Origin of the sequence: Draconibacterium halophilum (assembly GCF_010448835.1) — a bacterium.
Taxonomy (GTDB): Bacteria; Bacteroidota; Bacteroidia; order Bacteroidales; family Prolixibacteraceae; genus Draconibacterium; species Draconibacterium halophilum.
Map to the genome: position 1 here is coordinate 3,957,770 of NZ_CP048409.1, position 25,147 is coordinate 3,982,916.

Genomic DNA, 25,147 nt, shown 5'->3' on the forward strand with positions numbered 1-25,147 from the left:
TATATTACTGACAAATAGATTCTTACAATTTGAATGTGAAAATTTTTTGTCTTATTTATGAACAAGTTGATTATTTTTCTGGGATTAAAGCCTTAAGAACTGGTTCATTCCACTTACCTGCCTCTTCATCAAATACACGGAATATTTCACGAAAACCCCAAATGTGAAAGCTAAAATCATATTTCTCAGCCGTCTCCCTGATAAACCGAATATATCGGGCGCGAGAAGCGGGATCGGCATATTCTACTACCCCAAATTCTCCCAAATTTATTGGCCTTGAATGTGTTTTGCTCCATTTTGCACAATAAGCCAGGTCGCTTTCAATAGGTTTCTTTTCTTCTGGATTTCCTTCCCACATTACTCCTTCACTTTCAGCTGCGCTTGCATAAGCTAAGCCTTGATGAGTAAATAAATGAGGTAGGTAATAGTGAATTTGCACAATTAAATTCCAATCATCTTCTGGTAAGTCTAATAAGCCAATTGTCCACGATTGACCGAGATTCGGAGTACCAATAATTAATGTCCTATCTGGATTAGTCCCCCTAATTAATTGAATTGTTTTTGCAATTAATTCATTGTATCGTTGCACACCAACTTCCATATTGGGTTCATTTAATAAGTCAAAATACACTTCTGGCGGATAATCTTTATAGTGTTCGGCTATTTGCTCCCATAGAGAATAAAAACGGTCAATATTCTCATCGAAACTTAAGTCATCATCTCCATGGTGCATATTAATGTATGGATAATAATGAATATCGATAGATACCGCCAAACCATTCTCCAAACACTGATTTACAATATTATCAACCTTTTCGAAAAAAGCAGATTCGATAGTGTAAGGTGGGATTTTAGAAGCATGAACAGACCAGGTAACAGGAATACGGACACTGTTAAATCCCGCTTCAGCAATCATTTTAAAATATTCAGGCTTGATCGGTTGGTCGGGTATGGGGTACAAATGCAGATCCCCCGAATTATTGTCAAGAAGCCCATTTAAATTCAACCCTCTTCCAAGACGTTTGTTGCGTTCGAAAGCCAATTCCGCTTCTTTTGGAGGAGTTACCTCGTTAGTTTTTTGCTCAATAACTTTTTTATCACGGTTCAATTTCAAATATATGGCATCCGGTCTCTGAAGATCTTTCTCAATCTTTGCAGGCCGTTGGGTTTGCCCAGGCGCACCGAAGAAACCATAAAATTCCATTTCTTTTGCATCTGAGAAACTAATAATTGCAGCACAGACCATTCCACTTGGAAGTGTAAGGTCTATTGCAATCGGTTCAACATCAAAGTTAATTTTATACTGACCTGCAAAAGAAAGTCCGGAAAAAGCCTCTGCATGTATAGACATTGTTTGGTCGTCATTAAATTTTACAGTTACCGGACTTCCGTCTTTCAATCCATACCACTCTCCAACAATTGATTCATCTGGATGCGTCACACAACTTAAGTATACAACACTTAAAAGAGCTAATAGTATAAATTTCATTGTTTTCATATTTTTAAAGATTAATTGTTTATCACTTTTAATTGAACACTATCAAATGTCTGGGAAGAAGGGCCAACCATAATTTCAAAGTCGCCTGGTTCAATAACTTCTTTCATGTTGATGTTATAAAACGAAAGTTTGTCCGGTGTGACTGTGAAACTTACAGTTTTTGTTTCACCAGCTTTCAATGAGATTCGTTTAAAATCCTTTAGTTCCTTAACTGGCCGGGTTATTGAACTTACTTCATCTCTGATGTAAAGCTGAACAATTTCATCTCCTGGCAGTTTCCCAATATTCTTCACATCTATGGAAACTGTCGTTTTTTCATTTGTAGCAATAGCCGGTTTAGAAATTTGAAGATTACTGTATTCGTATTCTGTGTAGCTGAGCCCGAAACCAAAAGGATATAAGGGCGAAATATCATCCAGATTATAACCTCTTGCTCGTGCGGTTGGTTTTGCATAATAATAAACCGGTAAATGTCCTGAAGAACGAGGAATAGAAACGGTGAGCTTCCCCGATGGATTATTTTCTCCAAAAAGTGTTTCAGCCACTGCATAACCGGTTTCCTGCCCGAGATACCAACATTGTACAATCGATGAAACATTCTTTTTTAAATTAACAAACGAGATAGGCGGTCCGCTAAACACAAAAGCAGCCATCGGTTTATTGAGCGTCTTGAGCGAATCTATCAAATCATTTTGATCACCTAGTAGTTCAAGATCTACTAAATCACCAGGGGTGAATTTAGATGTAGCTTCTTTTGATATTAAATCGTTACCGCCTACCATCAATACAATCACATCTGCATCTCTGGCGGCAGTAACAGCCTCTTTTATCCTAATGAGGTTTGAGGAGTGAGAAGCTAATCTGGTTGGCCCCGCGCTTGATTTTCCAGCATTTAATTTACATCCTTCAGCATAAATGAACTCAGCATCTTTATATTTTTCCTTTAACGCTTCCAACGGGCTAACCTTTGTTCGTGGAGAATGAGAATATCCACCCAAAATACATTCATTTGCATGAGGGCCAATAATCGCTATTTTCTTATACTTATTCTTGTCTAAGGGAAGTAGTTGATCATTGTTTTTTAACAATACCATTGATTGTCTGGCTGCTTTTAGAGATAAGTCGCGGTATTCTTGTGAACCGATAAGTGCTGTTTTATCCTCTTCGATGTATGGATTCTCAAATATTCCCAGTCTAAATTTAAGGTCAAGTACATGTAGCACTGCCTTATCTACTGCATCCATCGTAGTAAGATTTTTGCTTAATACCTCAGAAATATTGGAGTAAGTTGGTTTATCTGACAATTCCATATCAACTCCAGCATTCAAAGCCAATGCTGCTGCCTCTGCATAATCAGCGGCAATATGGTGGTAATGATTTAGTTCTTCGGTCGCAGTATAATCAGATACTACAACTCCTTTGAAATCCCATTCATCTCTCAAAACATCGGTAAGTAACCATTTATCAGCATGAGACGGGATACCACTTATCTCGTTATAGTTTGGCATTACACCCAATGCATTTGCTTTAGTGATCGCAGCACTGAATGGTTTAAAATTCACTTCTCTCAACCACCTTTCGGATACAAATGCTGGACCGGTATTACTCCCCGCTTCTGGTTGCCCATGAGCTCCTAAATGTTTTAGAGTTGAGGCTAAATTACGATCATCTGCATTCTCGGTATTACCTTGTAAAGCTTTTACAATGGCCACTCCCAACCTTGATACTAAATAAGGATCTTCTCCCATCGTTTCTTCTGTTCGCCCCCAACGCGGATCAAGAGCCAAGTCAAGTACGGGTCCCAAAATATTATGGGTTCCAATTGCCCTCGCTTCTTGTGCAACAACGCCATAAACCTCAGTCAACAAGTCTTCATTCCAAGACGATGACATTCCAAGGGTTGATGGAAACATCGTTCCATTCTTAACGACTAAACCATGAAGCCCTTCCTCCAAAAATAAAACTGGAATACCTAATCGTGTATCGTTGATAAAAAAACGCTGAGTCTCGTTGGCCAGAACTATAATATCTTTAGGGTTGGGCGTTTTTTCAAGTGGTGTGGACCACAATATAGCACCTTCGCTGATGCGGTGAATTTCTCCTAAACCATCTGGATACATTTCAGAGGCGACATCAGGATTAAACTTATTACCTTTATATATCTTTTGTTTTTCTGCATACGGAACTCTAAGTTGAGCAAGTTTTTCCTGAAGCGTCATTTTCGAAAGCAAATCAGTTGTACGCTGTTCTTTTGATTTGCGATAGTCTTCATAAATATCAAGTTTCCCATTTCTGTTGAAATCACGGAACCGTAGATTACCAACGGAAATAAATTTTTCTGTTGTATCCAGCTGGGCAAATGCCGTTGAAAGAATAGTGACAGAAATAATGATGTAGAATAAAATAGATTTTAGCAGCATAATATTGTTTTAAATAAAATAATTTTTTGACCCATTTACCGTCTGAATAAAACAGGTGCTATTAATCCTCTATTACATGAGTTAATCATCTTTTGCCTTTAAAATGACTGTATTTTGCATCTCCATTGTTTGCTTTCCCTATAGAAGCGTTTAATTGTCCGGGTGGAATATAAATTGCAATTTCGTTGGTCATTTTCTTAGGAAAAGAAGTAACGTCAAGTAAATAGGTTACGAATACTTAATATTTTATACCCACGATTTTTTTCCCTTTTGTAATGCCATTTTCATTGAAAGCATCAATGGTAAAATAATAAGCTTGCTGACTATTCAGACTGTGAATAGTAACAGAATCTGTATTTAACACTTGATAGTTTAAATACAATTTATCTGGCTGTATTCCATAGCGAATATTATAACCAATCGCATCCTTCTTTTTCTTCCATGAAAGTGTTACGTTTCGACCATCAGTGATGTCCCTAATTACACTGAAGGATGAAACTACTTGGGGAAGTTTTCCACTTCCTATGCCAAATACTCGGAGATCAGATATCGAAAAATTGCCGCCGGGGACATGTTCGTTGGTTAACTTTATGTAACGTGCAGAAACTGGGGTATCAAATTCAATGTAATCGTGAGGAACATCTGTTCTGTTTGTCCGCTTATCCGTTAAGGTGTTCCAAGTCTTTTTATCGACTGAGTATTCTAACATATAAGCATAGTAAACACTATCATGCCGACCTTTAATTTTTGAGTCGACATCAGCAAAGTTGATTTGTATGGCACCAATTTTATGCTGATGTTCCAAATCAACCGTTATCCATTCCCCCTTGGCTCCTGTTTCTGCGCTCCACCAGGTACGCACATTTTCGTCTGTTGCCTTTTCTTTCCCATAATCTTTGAAGGTGGAAGAGACTTCTACCGGCTTGTTAAATGAAAACAACATCCAGGAGGGTTGATAGTCTTCAGGACCTTGGATAGGGCGTTGTGGAATGATGTGCGGGAAATCACCAAATGCCGTATAGGTGTAAAAGGTTCCCTCATTGTCAAAAAAAGCAGGGAATAATCCCAAGCGTCTTTCAAATGGACGATTTATTGAGATACTCATGGTAGCTATATGCCAAAAATTTCCATACTTATCTTGAAAAGTGCTGCCGTGGCCTGCACCTGCAATAAAACCTTCCGGTTTATAGGAAAATGGGTTCAAATCCGCAACTTTATAGGGACCCAACGGGGAATCGGCTATATATAAACCATCAGAGTAACTTCTATATTCAGTGCCCGGTGCTGCATACTGCAGGTAATATTTACCTTTATACTTGTTCATCCAGGGGCCTTCCATCCATGGTCGCTCAGTTGAAGTATTATAATCTCCATTACGCTCCCATCCATGCACATCCATATTACTATTAAAGCAGTCAACTGTTTTGCCAATAGGGTTGAGGGTTTGCACATCTAACTCCACGGCATAAATTGGCTCTTTATTCGAGCATCCATAAAATAAATATAACCGTCCGTCATCATCAAGGAATAAATCAGGATCTGTCATTTTAATAGGAAAATCGGGATTTGCGACAGTCCATTTGCCTAAATCGGGATTAGCTGTTTTATAAATACATCTTTTCTGGCTTATTGCTGTAGATGCTAGGAAATAGAGCGTATCTTTTATGACAACTGCTGTAGGTGCGTAATCTTCCCACGGCAGGTCGGTTGACGTAATGAATGACCAATTAGTAAGGTCAACGGATGACCAATAGCCTCCAGATTTCGAGGCAAATAAATAGTATTTGTTCTTGAAAAGAACTATAGTTGGATCCGCTCCTTCACGGGCTGGACGTCCAAACAAAGCAAAGCGATAATTTAGATTTAGTGGATTACAAATCGCAGTTTGTTTTCGAGAACTAAATTGTTGAGCATGCCCCTCTAGAAAAAAGCAATGCAAAACAATAATTATGAGATAAAGTGAAATACTAGTCTTCTTCATATGAATTTACATTTAAATGATTAAATATTTTTCTAATCGGATATATCATGGGGTTGTCTCCTCACATACGAACAAATGAGATCCGATAGATTATTATATAGTCACAAGTTCAATGACACTTAATTAGTATTTGTGCCATTATTAATCCTTCTGAGGTGGCCGTTAACTTTATGACACCTGCATTTCCTTTTGGCCGAACAATAGCCAAACACCTACCATTAAAAGTTTTTCTTTCCATTGTGTGAAAACTTGCCATATCTGTAGGATCAGCATTTCCCACTGCGGCTATTTCTCCAACTCCTTCAATTGAAAACTGAACTGGAATTTCAAAATTGGGAACCAATTGATTATTTTCATCTACAATTTCTACGGTGATGTAAGACAAATCATTTCTATCAGCATTTATGTTGGTGCGGTCAGCGATTAATCTTAAACCATGAGGAATTCCAGCTGTTTTGAGTTCAATAACAGCGGTTTCTTTTCCATTTTCAACATTGACCGCTTTTAGAGTACCGGGTTGATAAGGCACGTCAAATACCGCAGTAATACTGGTATCTGCAATTGCTTGCTCACCAATTGTTCTCCCATTTAACAGAAGACGCACCATGGGAGCACGAGAAAAGACCCTCACTTGTAAGGACTTTCCTTCAGAACCAGACCAGGTCCAACTCTGCCATTCTTGCGGCCACCCCCACCGGCTAATATTTTCTACCATTCCATCAGGAATGGGTTCGTGCACTGCCATGGCAATCGGACGATTACGCCATACTACATCCCGATAATAGGACTGTGGCTTTTTTTGTCCAATCAAATCAATATCACCGCACCATGCGTTGTACCATGGCCAACCCATAGTAGGCCTATTTCTCTCCTTTTTATCGTAATAGGCTCGCCCTACAGAAGCCTCCCCCAGGTAATCCATTGCGGTCCATACAAAATCACCGATTACATACGGGTGATTTTCTGCCATATTCCAGTTCTCCAAAGCTTCATTAGGCAAAGTCTCAGTCCCTAAAATAATTCGATCTGGAAACTGTTGATGGTCTTGTTCATATAATTGCCATAAATAATTATAACCAGCAACGTCCAATAATTCAAATGCTGGTTCGGTCTCACTCCACTTTTTATCTTTATTAGCCGGTTCCCAATATTCACATAAAGCAGCAGTAACAGGTCGTGTAGGGTCTAAACGACGTACTTCCTTTGCCAACTGTTTTGTTATTCGTAAACCAGAAGTATCAACTCTTTCTCTTATTTCATTCCCAATACTCCACATAATAACTGAAGGATGATTTCTATCCCTTAGAACCATTGCTTGCAAATCACGCTGCCACCTGTCTCTGAAATTTAGATGATAATCATCTGGAATCTTTGGCTCTTCCCACATGTCGAATGCTTCGTCAATAACCAACATGCCTATACGGTCACAGGCATTAAGCAAATGAGATGATGGAGGATTATGACTTGACCGAATAGCATTAAATCCGTTGGCCTTCAACAATTCAATTTTCCGTTCTTCAGCTCGGTCGATAGCGGCGGCTCCTAACAAGCCGTTATCGTGATGAATGCAGCCCCCCCTTAATAAAATATTATTACCATTTATCCTCAATCCATTTTTAGCATCAACTTGAATTGTTCGTATTCCAAATTGTGTATTTATCTTATCGAGTACAGTATCCCCTTTCTTTATTTCAGTGACTGCATTGTAAAGGTGAGGTGTCTCAACTGACCACAATAAGGGGGTCGTGACTTTAATATTCTGCTCAACAATCTTGGCTTCATTTATATCCAATGCTAATTCTTGTTTCGATTCACCAACTACCTGTCCTTTTGACGAAAGGATTGTTGTTACCAGAATCATATTAGTTAGCAATGGTTGTTTGGATTCGACAGTGGTTTGGATGTTTACAGTTGCCTTCTTGTCCGAAACCTCTGAAGTAGTTATGTAAATCCCCCAAGGAACCACATGGATGTTTTCAGTAATGGTTAACCAAACATGCCGATAAATCCCAGAACCGCTATACCAGCGAGAATTTCGACCTTCATTTTTCACCCGAACCGCCAAAACATTTTCTTGTCCAACTGGGTTTAAATAAGGTGTCAAATCATAATGAAAAGGGGTGTACCCGTGAGGGTGATTACCCAAATGATAACCATTTAACCAAACATCGGAATTCATATACACCCCATCAAAATTGATGGTAACCTGTTTATTATTCAGTCCATCTCCTGTTTTAAACGTCTTTCTGTACCAACCAGTGCCCCCCATGGTAAAACCTGTTTGGGTAAAACCAAGACTCCTTTTATTAAATGGACCAATAATATGCTCGTCGTTTTGATTAGGTAAATCATTAATACTCCAGTCATGTGGCAACTCGATTTCTTGCCACTTACTATCATCATATACAGGCTGCTGAGCATTTCCAACGCTATCTTTTGCAAACAACCATCCTTGATCAAAAGGTTGGCTGCGATCCGCAAAATATTCCTGTTTCTCAGTTTGGAATTGACAACTCGTCAACATGGCTAAAACGAAAATAATTAATCTTGTTTTCATGGCTTATATTTTATGGTTTCGAGTTAGTTTGAACTACTTCTGCCAGACAAATTCTGCACGTTGCACTGATTGCGAATCACCACCGATATAAATAATGAACCTACCTGGTTCCCAATTATATTCAAGACTAGCATTGTAAAATTTTAAATCGTCCGTAGTTATTTCAAAGTTGACATTTTTGCTTTCTCTCGGTGCCAAAAAGACCTTATGAAATTTTTTCAGTTCCTTTACGGGTCTGGTAATTGATGCGACCGGATCTGCCAGATATAATTGAACAGTTTCTTCTCCAGCAACGTCCCCGGTATTTGTAACTTTAATGTTCACTTTTAATATTGAACTTTCAGTTGTCATTAAGCTGTCAGAAAGAACAATATCATCATAAGAAAATGTTGTATAGCTCAATCCATAACCAAATGGGAATAATGGGCTATTACGTTCATCCAGATAATTAGAAAGGTAATTTTCCTCTCCCCCTTCGACATAAGGCCTACCCGTATTCTTGTGATTATAATAAATAGGAATTTGCCCTACTGACCGAGGGAAAGTCATTGTCAGCTTTCCTGAAGGATTGTAGTCACCAAATAAAACGTTCGCGACAGCATTTCCGGCTTCTGTACCCGGTCGCCATATTGCCAGAGTTGCATCGGTATATTGAAGAACATTTTCAATCGTTAAAGGCCGACCGCTCATCATAAGAAGCACCACCGGTTTTCCGGTAACTTTTAAAGCCTTCAATAATTCCACCTGACATTCCGGGATCGAAATATCGGTTCTGCTCTTTGCCTCTCCTGACATTTCTTTTGATTCCCCTAAGACTGCCACAATAACATCGGATTCATTTGCTATATGTAAGGCTTCATTTACTAATTTTTTTTGCATTGCAATATCGAATTCCCCTTTTCTCTTTTTGTTGAAAAGGGTGTCGTTATTCACCTGTGTACCTTGAGCGTATATGACATTGGGATTGCGTTTTTTTAATCCTTCAAGTATCGAAATAATATTTTCTACATCTCCCAATGGAGACCATGAGCTTAACATCTCTGCACGGTTGTCAGCAAATGGACCTACCAGGGCAATTTTACTATTTTCGTTCAAGGGCAATACCTGTCTGTCATTCTTTAGCAATACAAATGATTTTTGAGCAGCTAATTTGGCAACGTTCTTATTTTCAGGAGTCAAAGTAACTCTATCAGCTCGCTGAGGATCAAAATCTTTATACGGGTCTTTAAACAGTCCAAGTTTGTACTTTGCTTCCAAGACTCTTCGAACCGCCGTATCAATTTGTTCTTTTGTAATTTTACCCTGATCTAACGATTGCTTTAAATAGGCTACAAAACCTTCGCTAACCATATCCATGTCTACCCCGGCAGCAAGTGCCAATTCTGCTGCTTCTTTATAGTCAGCAGCGACACCGTGCTCGATTAGTTCCTGAATCGCATTATAATCAGTAACAACAAATCCTTCAAACCCCCACTGATCTCTTAATAAATCAGTCAACAACCAATGGTTTGCAGTAGCCGGAACCCCGTTTATTTCATTAAATGAAACCATAACACTTCCTGCTCCTGCGTCAATAGCAGCTTTATAGGGTGGCAAATAATTTTGATACATGGTTAAAAGGCTCATATCGGCAACGTTATAGTCTCTTCCGGCCTCAGCTGCTCCGTAAAGAGCAAAGTGCTTAACACAGGCCATTATCGCGTCGGGTCTGGTTAAATCATTTTCCTGATATCCCCGCACCATGGCCTTGGCAATTTTTGAGCCCAAATAAGGATCTTCACCTGATCCTTCCATAACTCTTCCCCAACGAGGATCTCGCGATATATCGACCATAGGAGAAAAGGTCCAGTTATAACCCCTGGCGGAGCCTTCTACTGCAGCAACCCTTGCCGTTTTCTCAATTAGTGTTGTGTCCCATGTGCACGACATACCTAGAGGAACAGGGAAAACTGTTTTGAAACCATGAATTATATCCAAACCAGAAAGGAACGGAATATCCAAACGAGTGTCTTCCGCTAATTCCAATTTGGATTGAATGGAAGACGAGTTTCCCATAAGATTAAAGACGTTACCTGCAGAACCGTCTTTCATTTTTTCGGCTCCCCGTTTATTTGCAAATGGTCCGGTGCGAACAAAAGTGGAAATAAGATTAAGCTGTCCTAATTTCTCTTCAATTGACATTTCAATCATAAGCGAGTCGATAAAAGAATCGGAACTATGATTGATTTTTTTTGATTGACACTTAGACAGATATGGAACAAATAATAAAATATGAGCCAAGATGAGGGCAAGAATAGTTTGTTTATTCATAACAATTATAAAAAAATTGGAACAAGTTTGTATTGTTTTCATTCTCAACATTGATTTCAATGACTTATTCCTCCCTTTTAGAGGATAGAGTATTGAATGAATTTCAATTTCACGTCTACGGAGAATGTTTTAGATCAATTGACAAAGTATTTTCGACTGTTACACAATCTTAACGCAACATATATCCACTGAATATTAAACTCGACGAATAATATGCAAAAGACAAAGGCAAACCTTGATGAGCAAATAAAAGGATTAAAATTACCCCTGAAAATTAGTTACCTATTTCTCAGGGGTATCCTTGGATTACTCTTTCACCTTTTCTCCTTCCATATCAAACATATCCATCATTGTCCCTTTTACTTTGTTACCGTCCTCCTTTTCTAAAATAAAGTAAACATCATAACCCTGAGTGGTATAATAAGCGGTAATTGAATTTTCTTCCAACTCAACCTTTGTGAAAGCCATTGCCTCGGCATTTTCTTCACCAGTACTTATTTTCCCACCCAGTTTACCATCCTTCTTTTCAAAGGTTACTAACAATTCTGCATCACCTTGTGGAAGGCCATAGGACATAATTTTCCACTTTCCCAAGAAAAATTGTTCGGAATTTTGATCTTGCGCGTTTGATTCGATAGCTATAAAAACCAATGCCATAACTACCATCACAATAGTGTTAATTTTCTTTTTCATAATTTTTTTCAATAAAATATTAATAAATACTAAAAGGTTATCCCATTACAGTGCCACATCTCAGCGGATCTAATCAACTGAAACAGAACTATTTAAAATTTAAACTACACTGGAATTAAACCAGTGTAGTTTCTCTTACTTAATAAGAATACCCTTCTCTTTTTAATAGCCAAACTAGACTAACTCCAGGACCAGATGAACGTAGATGTAGTTCATTCTCCGTTAATTTAACAATATCGAAAGTAACCGGATCGGCTGGTGTACCCGCTTGACCGGCCATAGCACCAGCAACAGTTTTAAGTATTATAGGTGCACCAACAAGTGTAACTTGAGAGGGATTAGAATTGTAATCTGCAAAAGAAGGATCCTTCAATTTCAACACAAATGAGCCATTCTTAACAACAGGATTTTCTGGATCAGACATATCAGTGTAGGTATAATTTGCTGCTCCATTTAAATCAAACTTCATCTTCCCCACTGCATCCCCGGACACCATAAAATACTGTGGAACAACATATTGAATAGAAGTAGTCCCTAAAGCAAAAAGTGCTCCATCAGGTAGCGTGGCCGTTGAACCACCCCCCAGTCCCCATACCGCAGGCTCAGGAAATCCAAGAATCGATGTTGTTGCATACGGATTATCTCCTGCCCACACCCAGGTCTTCCCCTCAACATCACTTCCAGCTAAAAGATTCCATTGTTCATCAAGAGGATAATCGATAGATGTAATATCAACACTAATTGGTACATCCACCATTCCTCCGTCAGTGAATGCATGAGCAATTATATCTTGGTTACCTAAGAAAGGAAGATCGATGGTATCAGTTTGTTTGGTACTTTTATCAATAATGTAATCCCAAACAATATTGTATTGCAATGTGTTGTTTTTTAGGATTATTCTATTACTTCCAGTAGTGATTCCACTGGCTTCAACCTGAATTGAACTTATAGGGGCAATTTCTCCCATTAACTCTCTTTCCTCAATGGGTTCGCAGGAAAGTAATATTAAAAATATTCCCAATATGTATAGTAATTTAGATTTTTTCATCTTGCATAATTTTAAGCATTGTAATTAGATTACTTCTCCCATCCGGAGTTTTGGTTTAATACCCCATTGGATAGGGATATTTGTGACCAAGGAATTTGTAAAAATCCTCTGGTCTCAGAACGATAAGTTTTTGAAACCGTAGCAGGTACTCCATTATTTTTAACTGGAATATCCTTAACCTGTGCGACTGCTGATTCCAGATCTCCCCAACGCATAAGATCAAATAATCTTAATCCTTCAAAAGCCAGTTCATGACGTCTTTCCATTTTAATATTCTCAAGTGTGACCGGAATAGATGGTAATCCAGCCCTGTGTCGAATCGCATCAAGATATTCCTGAGCATGAGAACTTCCCAGTTCTGCTCCCATTAACAAAACATCAGCATAGCGGATAATAACCATATCCTGAACATTTTCCAAATACTGTCCTTTGTGTTCTCCATATATCGACTCTGTCATGTGAAGGACAGCTCCATTATTTGCACTTACATTCACTGGCATATATTTCTTCGACCAAAAACCGGTTTCGTCCTTTTGTTGATCTGTTGCTTCTGTGCTATAGCCAATAATCCCTTCGGCTGGATCGTCTATTCTAAGTATAGAGCCTTTTTTGCGAATATCAGTTTCTTCCCATTCATCATAGAGATTGGGATTCACAGGTCCATAGCCAAATCCTTGTCCAAAGGGCAAACTCGTATATGGAGACTTAAGCCTCCATCCAGACATAGTCATAGCTCCATTAGACCAAGTTTCACTCACTCCTCCTCCGTATTGCCACCAGTTTGCCAATGTTGAATATTTAATTGCAAAAATGGTCTCATTATTCTCCCCATCTACTCCGATCCATTGCAAGTTGTTGTCGGTTGCATATTTATACCCTTTTCCACTTCCATAAGCATAGGGCCATAAATTTCTGAAATCCGGGATCAGTGCATGCCCACTAACACTAGAATTTGCACACTCATCAATCCATACTATAACTTCATTTTTGGTAATATTCCCATTGTCAGGTAATGGAAGAGTTTCTTGATTATACAATCCTGTGTAAAAAAGAAAAACCCTCGCCATTAAAGCCTCAGCAGCCCACCTGGTAACATGTCCAATATTATCAGTGTTCGAACTTGAAAAAGGAATCGCCGGTAGTAATTCTATTGCTTGTTTTAAATCAGATGCAATTTGCGCATAAGTCTCCTCGGGTGCAGCCTGAGGAGGATTAACAGGACTCGTCTCCAAAAGTAAAGGAATATTTTCGAAGAACTTGGCAAGCTCGAAGTAGAAATACGCTCGGAGAAATTTAGTTTCCCCTTCATATTTGTCCCGTTGTTCATCATTCTCCCAGTTAATGTAATCAAGATTTTCCAGTAAAATATTACATCTGTAAATCCCCTTATAATTCCCACTCCAGATAGGCCGCCAAGTATCAGATCCTTGGGTTTCAAAATTTGCTTGTTTTGTTATTTCTACATCACCAATAGCGCTGCCAGCCAAACGATCATCGCACCTGAGTTCTGATGCGAAGAAAGCTCCCCCCATCCAATAAGCATCAAAAGTTCCATAAAGAGAACTATAAGCAGCAGCCAGTGCTTGTTCTGCATCCTCAGTAGTTTGATAAAAGTTCTCGACGACTTTTGTCGTTTTAGGTTCAGTGTCCAGAATATCGGAACATCCGGAAAAGAATAACAAAGCAATTATATATATAAATACTTTTTTCATAATAATTAAAATTTAATATTAGCACCAATTAAAAATGTTCTCGGGCTGGGGTAAAATCCCAAATCGATACCAGACGTCCATGATGGAGAAGATCCTTCTGAATCTTGATCATTTCCAAAACCTACTTCTGGATCCATTCCTGAATATTTTGTAAACGTGTAGAGGTTTTGCACCGAGCAATAGATTCTCAATTGACTAAAAGGGATTTTTCTGAATCCTTTTTTTATGTCATAACCTAAAGTTATATTGCTAATCCTTAAGTAGCCAGCGTCTCTCACAAAATAATCGGAAAAAAAGGTAAAGTTGGTAGCATCTTGCGCAACCCTGGGAACAGTGTTTGAAGATCCTTCTCCGTGCCAACGATTGAGTATTTCTGTTGTATAGTTTGATTTATATACCCGAAATGTGGTATTCGAACTCATATGATATAGCATTGCATTCTGGTTACCAGTAACACCATTGGCTGTTATCGAAAGATCTACTCCTTTGAATTCTGCATTAGCGGAAAGTCCAAAAGTGTAGTCAGGACTGGATTTACCAATATTGGTTCTATCATTATCATTAATAATCCCATCTTCATTTATATCCACGTAACGAAAATCACCAGGTTCAGCGTCAGGTTGAATTAGACTACCATCTTCATTTATATATGCCTGAATATCTGACTGATTCTGGAATACCCCATCTGTTTTCCTGCCCCAAAAAACACTGAATGGTAACCCTACCATTGCTCTTTGCAATGCACCAAAACCACGAGAATCTGATTCAATAAAGCCTTCTTCATTTGCAACTTTTGTAACCTTGTTTTGATTATATGAGATATTTCCATTGAATCCATAACGGAATTCTCCAATATTATCGTTCCATGACAAAGCTAACTCTACCCCCTGATTGCGTACATCGCCACCATTAATAGTAGGTGCACCGGTTCCATAACTGTCTAACACAGGCGCATCAACCAACCAATCCTTTGTAGTTTTTCGGTACACATCAATATTAAGACCCATTCTGCTATTAAAAAGTTTAGCATCAAATCCAAAATTGGTTTGTTCAGATGTTTCCCATATTAAGTCGGGATTAGCGATTTTTTCTGGATAAGCTCCCAATGTACGATTCCCTTTATCCGTGCCGTAAAAATAGGAAGCACCAACACCATCAAAAATAATATTGGACGAATATGCAAAAGCACCAATATTTTGATTCCCATTTTGTCCCCAGCTCGCTCTTAACTTAAAGTAGTCTAACCATGACTTTGATTTATTCATAAACTCCTCATTGGTCATTATCCAACCAGTTGAAAACGAAGGAAAGTACCCCCATCGGTTATTTGATGCAAAATTCGACGAACCATCAGCTCGCATGACAGCAGTAAACAGGTAGGTCTCTTTGAAATTATAATTCAAACGCCCAAAAAATGAAAGAATTACATTCTCCACTTCAGGATCCCCGTAAAGAGACGTATAAGTTGCATTAATGACAGGTGTGTTACTTAAATAAGCATGTTCCAAATCATTAAAAGTTGAATAGCCATTCTGTCCTCCAATACTTTCTCCTAATCCTGTATGTTGTAAAGAAGTTCCAGTTAAAACATCAAAATTATGTTCTTCCTTTAATCTAAAATCATATGATATGGTACTTTCATAAATCCACCCAATACTTGACTCCATAGTTTGGAAAATTTTCGAATAAAGATTCTGACCATCAATAGCAGGAGATAAATAATATTCAGGGACAAAACGCCTATTTCTTGAAAGTCCATTATCAATTCCAATACTATTCCTCCAAATTAAATTATCAATGGGTTGCAATTCAGCATACAAATTGCCAAGCAATGTTTGATTTTTGGAAATATTCTGCCCTAACTCATAATCCGTATATCCCACAGGATTAACATGGGCACCAGAAGTACTCCAGGGGATAGCATCTTTGTAACTTCCTTCTTCGTCATATGCCGAAGAAAAAGGGTGCATAATTGTAAATCGCGTCAGGAAATTATAATAAGCGCTTCCAGTAGGCAAACTATTATTTTTCGACATACTAAAATTCAGGTTCTCTCCCACTTTTAAGATAGTCAATTCATTCTTTTCAATTAATTTATGATCTGAATTGATTCGAATTGTTACTCTCTCATAGTTTGATTCAACCGGTTTCCCCAAAATGCCTTTTTGCTGATTATAAGAAATCCCTATTGAATAAACTGACTTATCAGTCCCACCCGTAATATTCAAAGAATGGTTTTGTGTCGGAGCATTTTTCACCCTAATTTCTTCAAGCCAATCTGTTCCCATCCATATTCCATTTTGAATCTTATCCCAGTTCGGTACAGTCTGTGCAAATCCATCTGGATTTAATGGGTCATATAAAGAATTATTGCCGGCTGAAACCCAAGATTCATTCATTATCATAGCATATTCTTGTGCATTTAACAAGTCAAGCTTTTTATAGAGGTTTTGCCAACCATAATATGAATCAAGTGTAATTGTTGTTTTTCCAGCTTTCCCCTGTTTTGTGGTTACCAAAACAACTCCGTTAGCTGCTCTTGCGCCATAAATCGCAGCAGAAGCAGCATCTTTTAAAACATCCAACGACTCGATATCAGATGGACTTAAAAAGCTTATACTGGAAGTTGGAATTCCATCTACGACATACAATGGAGTAGCATCACCATTCGTTCCCAAACCCCGTATATTTATCTTGAAATCGGAACCTGGCTGTCCTGAATTTTTAGAAATTTGTATTCCAGACGCCTGTCCCTGTAATGCAGAAAGTGTTTCAGTCGTGTTTTGTTTAAATAACACATCTCCTGTTACCTGTGCATTTGCACCAGTAGTTAGTTTCTTTTTTTGCACGCCATAACCGATAGCAACAACTTCTTCTAAGCCAATTGTTTCTTCTTCGAGAGTAACACTAATTTGAGTTTGACCTGCAATTATCACATCCTGTGTTTTCATTCCAACAAAAGAGAAGGATAGAATTTCGGCATCAACAGGTACTTCCAGCGCATAATTTCCATCAAAGTCAGTAGTTATACCAATTGTGGTTCCTTTAACAACTACTGTTACTCCGGGAAGAGGTTCCCCATTTGTATCGGTTACCTTTCCAGAAATACTTTTCTTTTGTTCTTGCTCTTTGTCTTTAACTTCAGGAATGGTTTTATTTAAAGGAGTAGTCTCAACCTTCTTTTCTAAAATGGAAATTTGCCTATCATTAATCTCGTAATAGTTTTGGGTACCTTCAAACAACTGATCTAGAATATCGGAGACAGTTTTATTTGTAACCGACACTGTAACCTCTCTAGTTAAATCAACAGATTGTTCACTGTAAAGAAAGATAAATTCACTATTGTCTTCAACCTTTTGAAACACTTGTTCAACAGTAATATTCTCGAAATTCATTGTGAATTTTGTCTGTTGAGAATAAGTTGTAGAAGCGATCGAAGCAACCGACAAGCACAACAAAAAGGTGAGTAATTTCATTTTAAGTAAAAGTTTAGTTCTAATTGGGCCAGCATAATAAAGTAGCCCGATCCATTTTTTTTTCATAGATTTGATACGTTTTTTGTTAATACAAGTTATTAATACAAACATCGAAAACCGGTGAGGCTCAAATTCTCCGGTTTTCTCTTTTTATTAGTTTAGTCATGTCATAAGCTAAAGAATATTTAGTTAATAATTACATTCTGTCCTTCGATCTTATATTCAATCTGCGCCACTTTTGAAAGTGTAAGCATTACTTCTTCAAATGAATCTTGCAAGTCCAATTTTCCAGAAATTGGTAAAGCACTTTTAATTTTATCACTATCGTAGAAAAATGACATATTATAGTATCTGCCAATTTTTGTAAGTACCTGTTCAAGGTTTTCATTTTTAAACTTATACAAGCCCTCTACCCAAGCAATATAATTTTGCGCATCGGGTTCGGCCACAACCTTTATTTCTTTTTCTAAGGTATTGAAAGTGGCTTTTTGATTTGGCATCATCTGCACTTTATCCTTCAAAAACTTATTGTCGTTCCATACATTTACACTTCCCTCAAGTAGAACCGTTTCACATAAGTCATCCGAACTGTACGAACTCATATTAAACTTAGTACCCAGTACTTCAACATTCATATTTCTTGAAGAAACGATAAACGGCTTTTTTGCATTTTTGGCAACTTCAAAATAACCTTCACCATCTAAAAACACCTTTCGCTTTTTTCCGATAAATTCCTGAGGGAAAGCAAACCGGGTACCTGCATTCAGCCACACTTTGGTACCATCGCTTAATACAAGTTCTGCCTTTTTACCAAAAGGAATAACCAGCTCATTTAGTGGTAATTCTTTATTTGAAGAAGATGCAACAGACTCATAATCGTGTAGAGTTTCATCTATAACAACGCCCTCATTTTTCAAAACAGTAATATTCGATTGCTCTTTTTTAACTTCGATTTTTTGACCATTCGCAAGTGTTAGCATCGTATTTTCAGTATTCCCTTTGATATTTGCTTCCGAAAAGATGTACTCGTCACCCTGGTTAAAAAAACTCAAATAGAGTATACTACTCAATGAAATAATTATCAATACAGAGGCTGCATATCTAGCAATAAGTTTAAGTTGAATCGATTTACTTTCCTTTTTAAGCGTTTTATTAAATTCCCTTATAGTTAACCATAGATTATGCTTAACATCAGCGTTGAGTTGCTCTTTTTTTATCCAAAACAATGAGATAAACTTTTTTGCCTTTCGGATATTATCTTTGGAATCATTATGAACTTCTAAAAATTCCCGCCATTCTCTTTCAGTTGAAATATTCTGAATTGTTTCAACAAATTCCTGGTCGTGAATTAGTTCCTCAAATGTATAATCAATGTATTTCCTTTTAGCCATTTTTCGCCTTTCTATAAACAAAAAGGGATTAGGTTGGCATTTGTGACAAAAAAAGATGTGAAATCTATTTCTTTTTACGCCCAAATAAAATTACAAAGATAAAACCTCTGGAAATCAAATACTTTTTTAAGCTCTGAATAGAGCGAGAAACCATTTGCCTGGCAGTATCGTAAGAAATCGACATGATTTCGCATATTTGCTGATAATCAAAGCCACATGTGAATCGGTAATAAAGAACTTCACGCTGTTTGGCATTGAGTTTTTCCATACCACGTTTTAATTCCAACTCCTTTTCCGATTCCTCTTCGTCAAAAATTATCTTTTCCTCGACCGAAAAGACAATTCGAGGCTCAATTGAATATTCTTTTATCTGCTCAAGTTCTTTCTTCTTTTTCTTTAAATTCTCAAAAAGCCTCCTTCGAAATGATTTAAGTAGATATATTCTTATATTATCTGTTTCGCCGAGGTTTTCTCGTTTACTAATTAAATAAAAAAATAAATCCTGAATAACATCAACAATCAAACTTTCGTCTGTAGTAAACTTTTTACCATAAAAAAACAGAAAATCAACATTTTGATGATAAATAAATGATAGAGCATCTTCTCGCTCATTTATAAATTCTCTCCATATTATCTTATCTGTTTTATTATTCACTAGTTTTGGTTTAATTAAAAGAAAGCAATGAATAATATACTTTCTACAAATATCAGTTAGACTACAATATTAGTAAATTATATAAATCTGATTATTTTAATTCATTATGCCTCATTGTCAATTTGATAGTTCCGTGGTGTGCATCCTACTTCCTCGCGAAAATACCTTCCAAAAAAAGATGGAGAAGTAAAGTTCAATATTTCACTTATTTGCTGGACAGTGTATTTTTGACTACGAAGTAATGCTTTTGCCTCAAGTATAACTAACTCCCGAATCCATTCAGATGGTAATTTATTGCTTACATCTTTTACCACCTTAGAAAGGTGCTTGGGAGACAGGAAAAGCTTTTCTGCGTAAAATGTGACACCACGCTCTATTCTAAAATGCTGAATTATTTCGTTAATGAAAGCATCAAAAATGACCTTCTGTCTGCATAGATTATTTTTAGGCATATTTCTTATAACCTGATCTTTAATATCCTCCGTATAAATCTTAATCACCTTTAGATAGGCATCTACGAGTTCCAGTTTATATTTGAATTGATCATCAGATAATTTATGAAATAACGCTTTATATATGCCAATAAACTCATTCATCTTTACTAGTCCAATCTCTATCACAGGATTACTGAAACCAAAAAGTTGAGATTTTATGATATCCTGAATATTTAATGAAGTTATATATGTATTGTCTGAAAAGAAGAAGCTTGCAGATCTAAAATTCTGTGAGATATAATAAAGCCTGCCTATAGCCCTGGCATAACACTACAAATACAGTTCTTTCTTATGGTTATATCTTTCAAATTTAGTTGCAATCGCATTTCTCCCTCTAAACAAAATAAGATCATTGCAAAATTGGTCTTTAATGGGGTATCTTGTTGAATCATCTCTTTCCGAAGATTTAGGTCATTGGTATTTCCGGATATAAATCTTTCATTCAAATTATCCATCAGTAACAATTTATCTCCAACCTTGACTGTATTTGCTGATTTTGAGACAATAAAAAATTCGAATTCATTAATTTCTTCAACCTTGCTCATTACGACATTTACTACATTATTCAACGCCAAATATAACCAATTACTACTAATTATTCTCTAAAATACGAATATAAGTACAGATTTACCACAAAATAATACACTGAAATTTTGTTTGCTTAGCTCATCTTTGCAACAAAATAATTTTAAGCAATAACATATGAAGAGGTTTATTATTTTGATAGCAGTAAGCTACTTACTTTTTGCTTGCTCAGGGAGTGGACAAAAAAAAGAGGCTTTTACAAAGAACGTAAAAGTTACTACAGCTAAAAAAGTTGAGAATATCTCAACCTTGAGTTTTTCCGGTGTGGTAAAGGGAGCACATGAAATTAGTGTTGGGTTTAAAACGGCTGGGCAAATCCAGAAAATTTACGCCAGGCAAGGAGATTACGTAAAAAATGGCCAGGTCTTAGCGCAACTTGATTCTTCAGATTACAAACTAGGACTAGATGCATATAAAATACAATATGCTCATTTAAAAAAGGAAGTTGCTCGCCTTAAAGCCATGTTCGATGCCAAAACAATCTCGGAGAATGATTATGAAAAAGCAAAAGCAGGATTGGAGCAACTAGAAATTCAGGTAAGAACCTACCAGAACAAGGTAAATTATACTACGTTATCTGCTCCTACCTCCGGCTATATACAATCAGTTAATAATGATCCTTCTGAAATGATTGATGCCGGTTCTCCACTTTTTAGTCTACTGGATAATTCGAAATACGAAGTTGTTGTGGACATCCCGGCTAAACAGTATGTTGAAAAAGAGTTATTCAAAGGCTATTTTATAACCTCAAAATTTATTGGGGACCAAAAGTTGCCTCTTAATTTGATTTCAATTAGCCCCAAAGCCGATGTAAATCAGTTGTACCAAATGCGTTTTATTATTGAGGATATCAATAGTAAAATTACTGCAGGAATGAATGTCGAATTACATATTGAAAAAGAGAACGTCACAAATGTAGGTAAGTACACCATCACTCCGCACGCCGTTTTATCGAAAGCTGAAAAAACTTATGTCTGGATCTATTCTAACGGAAAAGTTACCAGTAAGGAGGTTGCTGTTTATGGGATTGATGAGAATGGAGATCTATCCATTTCAGGAATTAGTACTGATGATAAGATTGTGCGAGCCGGAGTTAATTCCTTGCATGAAAATGAGGCTGTAGTCTTACTGAATGATGCCAATAAAACTAATATTGGAGGACTTCTATAATGAAGAATACAGATTTTTTTCTTAAACGTCCTATGCTTTTCTGGTCGTTTTTAGCAATATTTCTGGTCGCCGGAGTACTTGCATTTAAAGCGATGCCAAAGCTGGAAGATCCAGCTGTTGCTGTAAAGCAAGCAATGGTTATGGTTCCGTATCCAGGCGCAAATGCACACGAGGTGGAGCTTAAAGTAGTGCAGGTTGTTGAAGACAAACTCCGAACTTTGCCAAACGTTTATAAGATACGTTCAGAATGTCAGGCTGGAATGGCTATGATTTCTGTTGAATTTGATATGACTGTTCCGATTGTCAAAATTGAACAGTATTTCGATTTGCTTCGTCGTAAAGTCAATGACGTTAAAGTATATCTTCCCCAAGACTGTGGTGACCCGATAGTTATTGACGATATGATGGATGTATATGGTATCTTTTACTCACTTTCGGGTGATGGATACGATTACTACGAACTAAACAAGTATGCAAAGCTTATTCAACGCGAACTATTAACTGTAAAAGGAGTAAAGCGCATCAATCTATTCGGAAACCGTAGTGAGGTTATCAATATCACACTATCAAAAGAAAAAATAGCCAGAAATGGAATGATTCCTAACCAGATCATGATGTCCTTACAATCAGCCACTTCAACTGTTGGAGGTGGTAAATACCAAACCGGAGCTGATGATTTACAGGTACGGGTAAACGCTGAAGTAAAAACTGTTGAAGATTTAAAAAACCATCTGATAAAAACCACAGATGGAAAGCAAATAAAATTGGGAGATATTGCTGATATAGAGCGTGCTTATGCCGAACCACAAACAAGAGGATTCTTTGTTAACGGAAAACCTTCCATTGCTATAATGGTAGCCATGGAAGATGACGTTGTGGTGCCCGATGTAGGTAAAATAGTTGATGCAAAACTTGCTAAAGTAATTCAAACACTTCCTGCAGGAATTGCTACCGACAAAGTATTTTTTCAACCGGACAAGGTAAGTGATGCCATCAGCTCATTCATGTGGAACCTGGTTATATCGGTTGTTATTGTAATTATCGTTCTGATATTTGCAATGGGATTTCGGAGTGGCATGATAATCGGCTCTGGATTGATTCTTACGATTGCCGCATCATTTCCAATTCTGTTAACCCTGGGAACTACTATACAACGTATTTCTCTGGGTGCCTTTATCATTGCCATGGGAATGCTTGTTGATAATGCGATTGTAATTATGGATGGTATTATTGTGGACAGGAAGAAAGGTTTTAGTCCCAAAACATATTTACATAATATTGGTAAAAATAATGCTCTTCCGCTTTTAGGTGCAACAATCATTGCCGTGTCAACATTTATCAGTGTTTTTCTGGCCGATGGCTCTGCTGCAGAATATGCCAGTGACTTATTCCTTGTTTTATGTGTAAGCCTACTTATAAGTTGGGTGTTAGCGCTGGTGCAAGTTCCGTTTTTTGCTAAGGTATGGTATTCTCCACGGTTAACAGAGAAAGAAAAGGGCAAAATAAACAACGGTGATGTTATGAATGGAAAAGTGCATCGTTTAGTGCACAAGCTGATGACATTCTTTATACGCTATCGCAAAACAACGATTGCTTTTGCCTTTGTTGTATTACTGCTTAGTTTGTACGGGATGACATTCGTAAAGAATCTTTTCTTCCCCGACTTTGATTATAAGCAATTTATTGTCGAATATCATATGCCTTCCCAAACTACCCCGGATAAAGTACGTGATGACTTAATTGAAATATCGAACTTGCTTTTACAGAATCCGGCTATTGAGAGAGTAACCGCCAGCCAAAGCGGGGCTCCAGGCATGTACTGTCTGGTCCGCCCTATGACTAATGGAGGAGAGAGTTATGGCGAATTAATTGTGGATTGCCCAGATTATAAGACTGTTTGTGAACAAATTCCAATTGTACGTAAACAACTGAGGGAACAATATCCAGATGCATACATTCGTATCCGTAAATATAATTTCTCGATAACCACTTCGCACACTGTCGAAGTTGAATTTGCAGGACCCGATCCGGCAGTACTTCGCGATCTGAGTCGCCAGGCAGAAGATATTATGCGCGAATGTCCATTCGTTGATCCCTATTCGGTATCGAACAACTGGAAACCTCAGGAAAAAACGCTTTTAGCTCAATATAATCAGCAGGATGCTTTACGGGCAGGAATTAACAGAGGCGATGTTGGGAATGCACTTCAGGCAGCAAATAATGGGATGACGATTGGTGTTATCAATGACGCAGACAATATGGTACTGGTAAACCTAAGAGTGCGCAATGAAGATGGCTCGCCTATTGAAAATATTCGTGATGTTCCAGTGTGGACAATGATGAACGTTAGCATTTCAGAGGAAGATCTGACAGGAATTATGACAAGAGGAAAATCGATGTCTGAGTTACAGGATGGTATGTTTAAGTCAATTCCACTAAGTAATGTAACAGATGATATTGCCCTAAGGTGGGATGACAACCTTGTTCGTCGGGTAAATGGCCAGCGGGTTATTGAAGCAGAATGCGATCCTAATTATGACTTGTGGGATGCTACGCCTGCAAAAGTTCTTGCAGATATTCAGGGCGAAATAAATGCTATTGACCTCCCGCAAGGTTATTCTGTGCACTGGACAGGAGAAATTGAGATGCAGAAAGATGCGACAGCCAGTACTTTGAAATGGATGCCATTAACACTTGCCATCATTCTGATTGTATTGCTCTTACTGTTTAACAGCTGGCGACAGGTAATATTAATTCTTATTATTATTCCATTTGTTTTTATTGGCATAACTCCAACCTTATTGCTAACTAAATCGCCCTTTACATTTATGGCTATCATTGGAATGATGGGTCTTATGGGTATGATGGTAAAGAATGCAATTGTGCTTGTAAATGAAATAAACCGTTTGCAGGAGGAAGACAAAGCACATCCATATAATGCCGTAATAAAGGCGACAATATCGCGTGTCACGCCGGTATTAATGGCATCACTAACAACCATTGTGGGGATGGTTCCGTTACTTGGTGATCCGATGTATAGTTCAATGGCTCTAACGATTATGGGAGGACTTGCCGTTGGAACCGTAATAACCTTGTTGCTCTTGCCTCTATTATACACAGCATTTTATAGAATCAGAAAACCAAATAATTAGAAAAC

14 protein-coding genes are annotated in these 25,147 nt (G+C 37.6%); 2 read left to right on the top strand and 12 right to left on the bottom strand.

Going from position 1 to position 25,147, the window contains the following annotated elements:
* Positions 1–70: 70 nt before the first annotated feature.
* The 12 genes from G0Q07_RS16065 to G0Q07_RS16120 all read right to left on the bottom strand — a co-directional run bounded on the left by G0Q07_RS16065 (position 71) and on the right by G0Q07_RS16120 (position 20,337).
* Positions 71–1,489 carry a glycoside hydrolase family 5 protein gene (locus tag G0Q07_RS16065; RefSeq protein ID WP_163348102.1) on the bottom strand — a complete coding sequence of 473 codons (1,419 nt, stop codon included), beginning with the start codon at positions 1,487–1,489 and terminating at the stop codon, positions 71–73.
* Between the two features lie 20 nt (positions 1,490–1,509).
* The gene (locus G0Q07_RS16070) at positions 1,510–3,918 is read right to left on the bottom strand and encodes a glycoside hydrolase family 3 N-terminal domain-containing protein (RefSeq protein WP_163348104.1); all 2,409 of its coding nucleotides are present in this window, start codon (positions 3,916–3,918) and stop codon (positions 1,510–1,512) included.
* Positions 3,919–4,156: 238 nt separating this feature from the next.
* A complete protein-coding gene (locus G0Q07_RS16075) occupies positions 4,157–5,899 on the bottom strand; it encodes a family 43 glycosylhydrolase (protein WP_163348106.1) in 1,743 nt (580 codons plus the stop codon).
* 109 nt (positions 5,900–6,008) lie between these two features.
* Positions 6,009–8,456: a glycoside hydrolase family 2 TIM barrel-domain containing protein gene (locus G0Q07_RS16080; protein ID WP_163348108.1), complete on the bottom strand. Its 2,448-nt coding sequence runs from the start codon at positions 8,454–8,456 to the stop codon at positions 6,009–6,011.
* A gap of 33 nt (positions 8,457–8,489) precedes the next feature.
* Positions 8,490–10,808: a beta-glucosidase BglX gene (bglX, locus tag G0Q07_RS16085; RefSeq protein WP_246222918.1), complete on the bottom strand. Its 2,319-nt coding sequence runs from the start codon at positions 10,806–10,808 to the stop codon at positions 8,490–8,492.
* A gap of 264 nt (positions 10,809–11,072) precedes the next feature.
* On the bottom strand, positions 11,073–11,459 hold the full coding sequence (locus tag G0Q07_RS16090) for a hypothetical protein (protein WP_163348110.1): 387 nt from the start codon (positions 11,457–11,459) through the stop codon (positions 11,073–11,075).
* A gap of 139 nt (positions 11,460–11,598) precedes the next feature.
* On the bottom strand, positions 11,599–12,507 hold the full coding sequence (locus G0Q07_RS16095; RefSeq protein ID WP_163348112.1) for a hypothetical protein: 909 nt from the start codon (positions 12,505–12,507) through the stop codon (positions 11,599–11,601).
* A 29-nt stretch (positions 12,508–12,536) separates the two neighbouring features.
* Positions 12,537–14,219 carry a RagB/SusD family nutrient uptake outer membrane protein gene (locus tag G0Q07_RS16100; RefSeq protein WP_163348114.1) on the bottom strand — a complete coding sequence of 561 codons (1,683 nt, stop codon included), beginning with the start codon at positions 14,217–14,219 and terminating at the stop codon, positions 12,537–12,539.
* A 5-nt stretch (positions 14,220–14,224) separates the two neighbouring features.
* Positions 14,225–17,761 carry a TonB-dependent receptor gene (locus G0Q07_RS16105; protein WP_163348116.1) on the bottom strand — a complete coding sequence of 1,179 codons (3,537 nt, stop codon included), beginning with the start codon at positions 17,759–17,761 and terminating at the stop codon, positions 14,225–14,227.
* Between the two features lie 119 nt (positions 17,762–17,880).
* A complete protein-coding gene (locus G0Q07_RS16110) occupies positions 17,881–18,921 on the bottom strand; it encodes a FecR family protein (RefSeq protein WP_163348118.1) in 1,041 nt (346 codons plus the stop codon).
* Between the two features lie 229 nt (positions 18,922–19,150).
* Positions 19,151–19,741 (bottom strand): RNA polymerase sigma factor, encoded by a 591-nt coding sequence (locus tag G0Q07_RS16115; protein ID WP_163348120.1) that lies wholly within the window; start codon positions 19,739–19,741, stop codon positions 19,151–19,153.
* Between the two features lie 104 nt (positions 19,742–19,845).
* Complete coding sequence (locus G0Q07_RS16120) at positions 19,846–20,337, bottom strand: helix-turn-helix domain-containing protein (RefSeq protein ID WP_163348122.1); 492 nt, start codon at positions 20,335–20,337, stop codon at positions 19,846–19,848.
* Between the two features lie 600 nt (positions 20,338–20,937).
* On the opposite strand from G0Q07_RS16120, the gene G0Q07_RS16125 reads away from it, so the two are divergent.
* Positions 20,938–21,990 carry an efflux RND transporter periplasmic adaptor subunit gene (locus tag G0Q07_RS16125; RefSeq protein ID WP_163348124.1) on the top strand — a complete coding sequence of 351 codons (1,053 nt, stop codon included), beginning with the start codon at positions 20,938–20,940 and terminating at the stop codon, positions 21,988–21,990.
* On the top strand, positions 21,990–25,142 hold the full coding sequence (locus G0Q07_RS16130; protein WP_163348126.1) for an efflux RND transporter permease subunit: 3,153 nt from the start codon (positions 21,990–21,992) through the stop codon (positions 25,140–25,142). The genes G0Q07_RS16125 and G0Q07_RS16130 overlap by 1 nt, the downstream gene beginning before the upstream one ends.
* Positions 25,143–25,147: the final 5 nt, after the last annotated feature.

Excerpts from the sequence above, each read along its gene's own strand:
- G0Q07_RS16065 (WP_163348102.1), bottom strand. The coding sequence starts at position 1,489 with ATGAAATTTATACTATTAGCTCTTTTAAGTGTTGTATACTTAAGTTGT.
- G0Q07_RS16070 (WP_163348104.1), bottom strand. The coding sequence starts at position 3,918 with ATGCTGCTAAAATCTATTTTATTCTACATCATTATTTCTGTCACTATT.
- G0Q07_RS16075 (WP_163348106.1), bottom strand. The coding sequence starts at position 5,899 with ATGAAGAAGACTAGTATTTCACTTTATCTCATAATTATTGTTTTGCAT.
- G0Q07_RS16080 (WP_163348108.1), bottom strand. The coding sequence starts at position 8,456 with ATGAAAACAAGATTAATTATTTTCGTTTTAGCCATGTTGACGAGTTGT.
- bglX (WP_246222918.1), bottom strand. The coding sequence starts at position 10,808 with ATGAAAACAATACAAACTTGTTCCAATTTTTTTATAATTGTTATGAAT.
- G0Q07_RS16090 (WP_163348110.1), bottom strand. The coding sequence starts at position 11,459 with ATGAAAAAGAAAATTAACACTATTGTGATGGTAGTTATGGCATTGGTT.
- G0Q07_RS16095 (WP_163348112.1), bottom strand. The coding sequence starts at position 12,507 with ATGAAAAAATCTAAATTACTATACATATTGGGAATATTTTTAATATTA.
- G0Q07_RS16100 (WP_163348114.1), bottom strand. The coding sequence starts at position 14,219 with ATGAAAAAAGTATTTATATATATAATTGCTTTGTTATTCTTTTCCGGA.
- G0Q07_RS16105 (WP_163348116.1), bottom strand. The coding sequence starts at position 17,761 with ATGAAAAAAAAATGGATCGGGCTACTTTATTATGCTGGCCCAATTAGA.
- G0Q07_RS16120 (WP_163348122.1), bottom strand. The coding sequence starts at position 20,337 with ATGAATGAGTTTATTGGCATATATAAAGCGTTATTTCATAAATTATCT.
- G0Q07_RS16125 (WP_163348124.1), top strand. The coding sequence starts at position 20,938 with ATGAAGAGGTTTATTATTTTGATAGCAGTAAGCTACTTACTTTTTGCT.
- G0Q07_RS16130 (WP_163348126.1), top strand. The coding sequence starts at position 21,990 with ATGAAGAATACAGATTTTTTTCTTAAACGTCCTATGCTTTTCTGGTCG.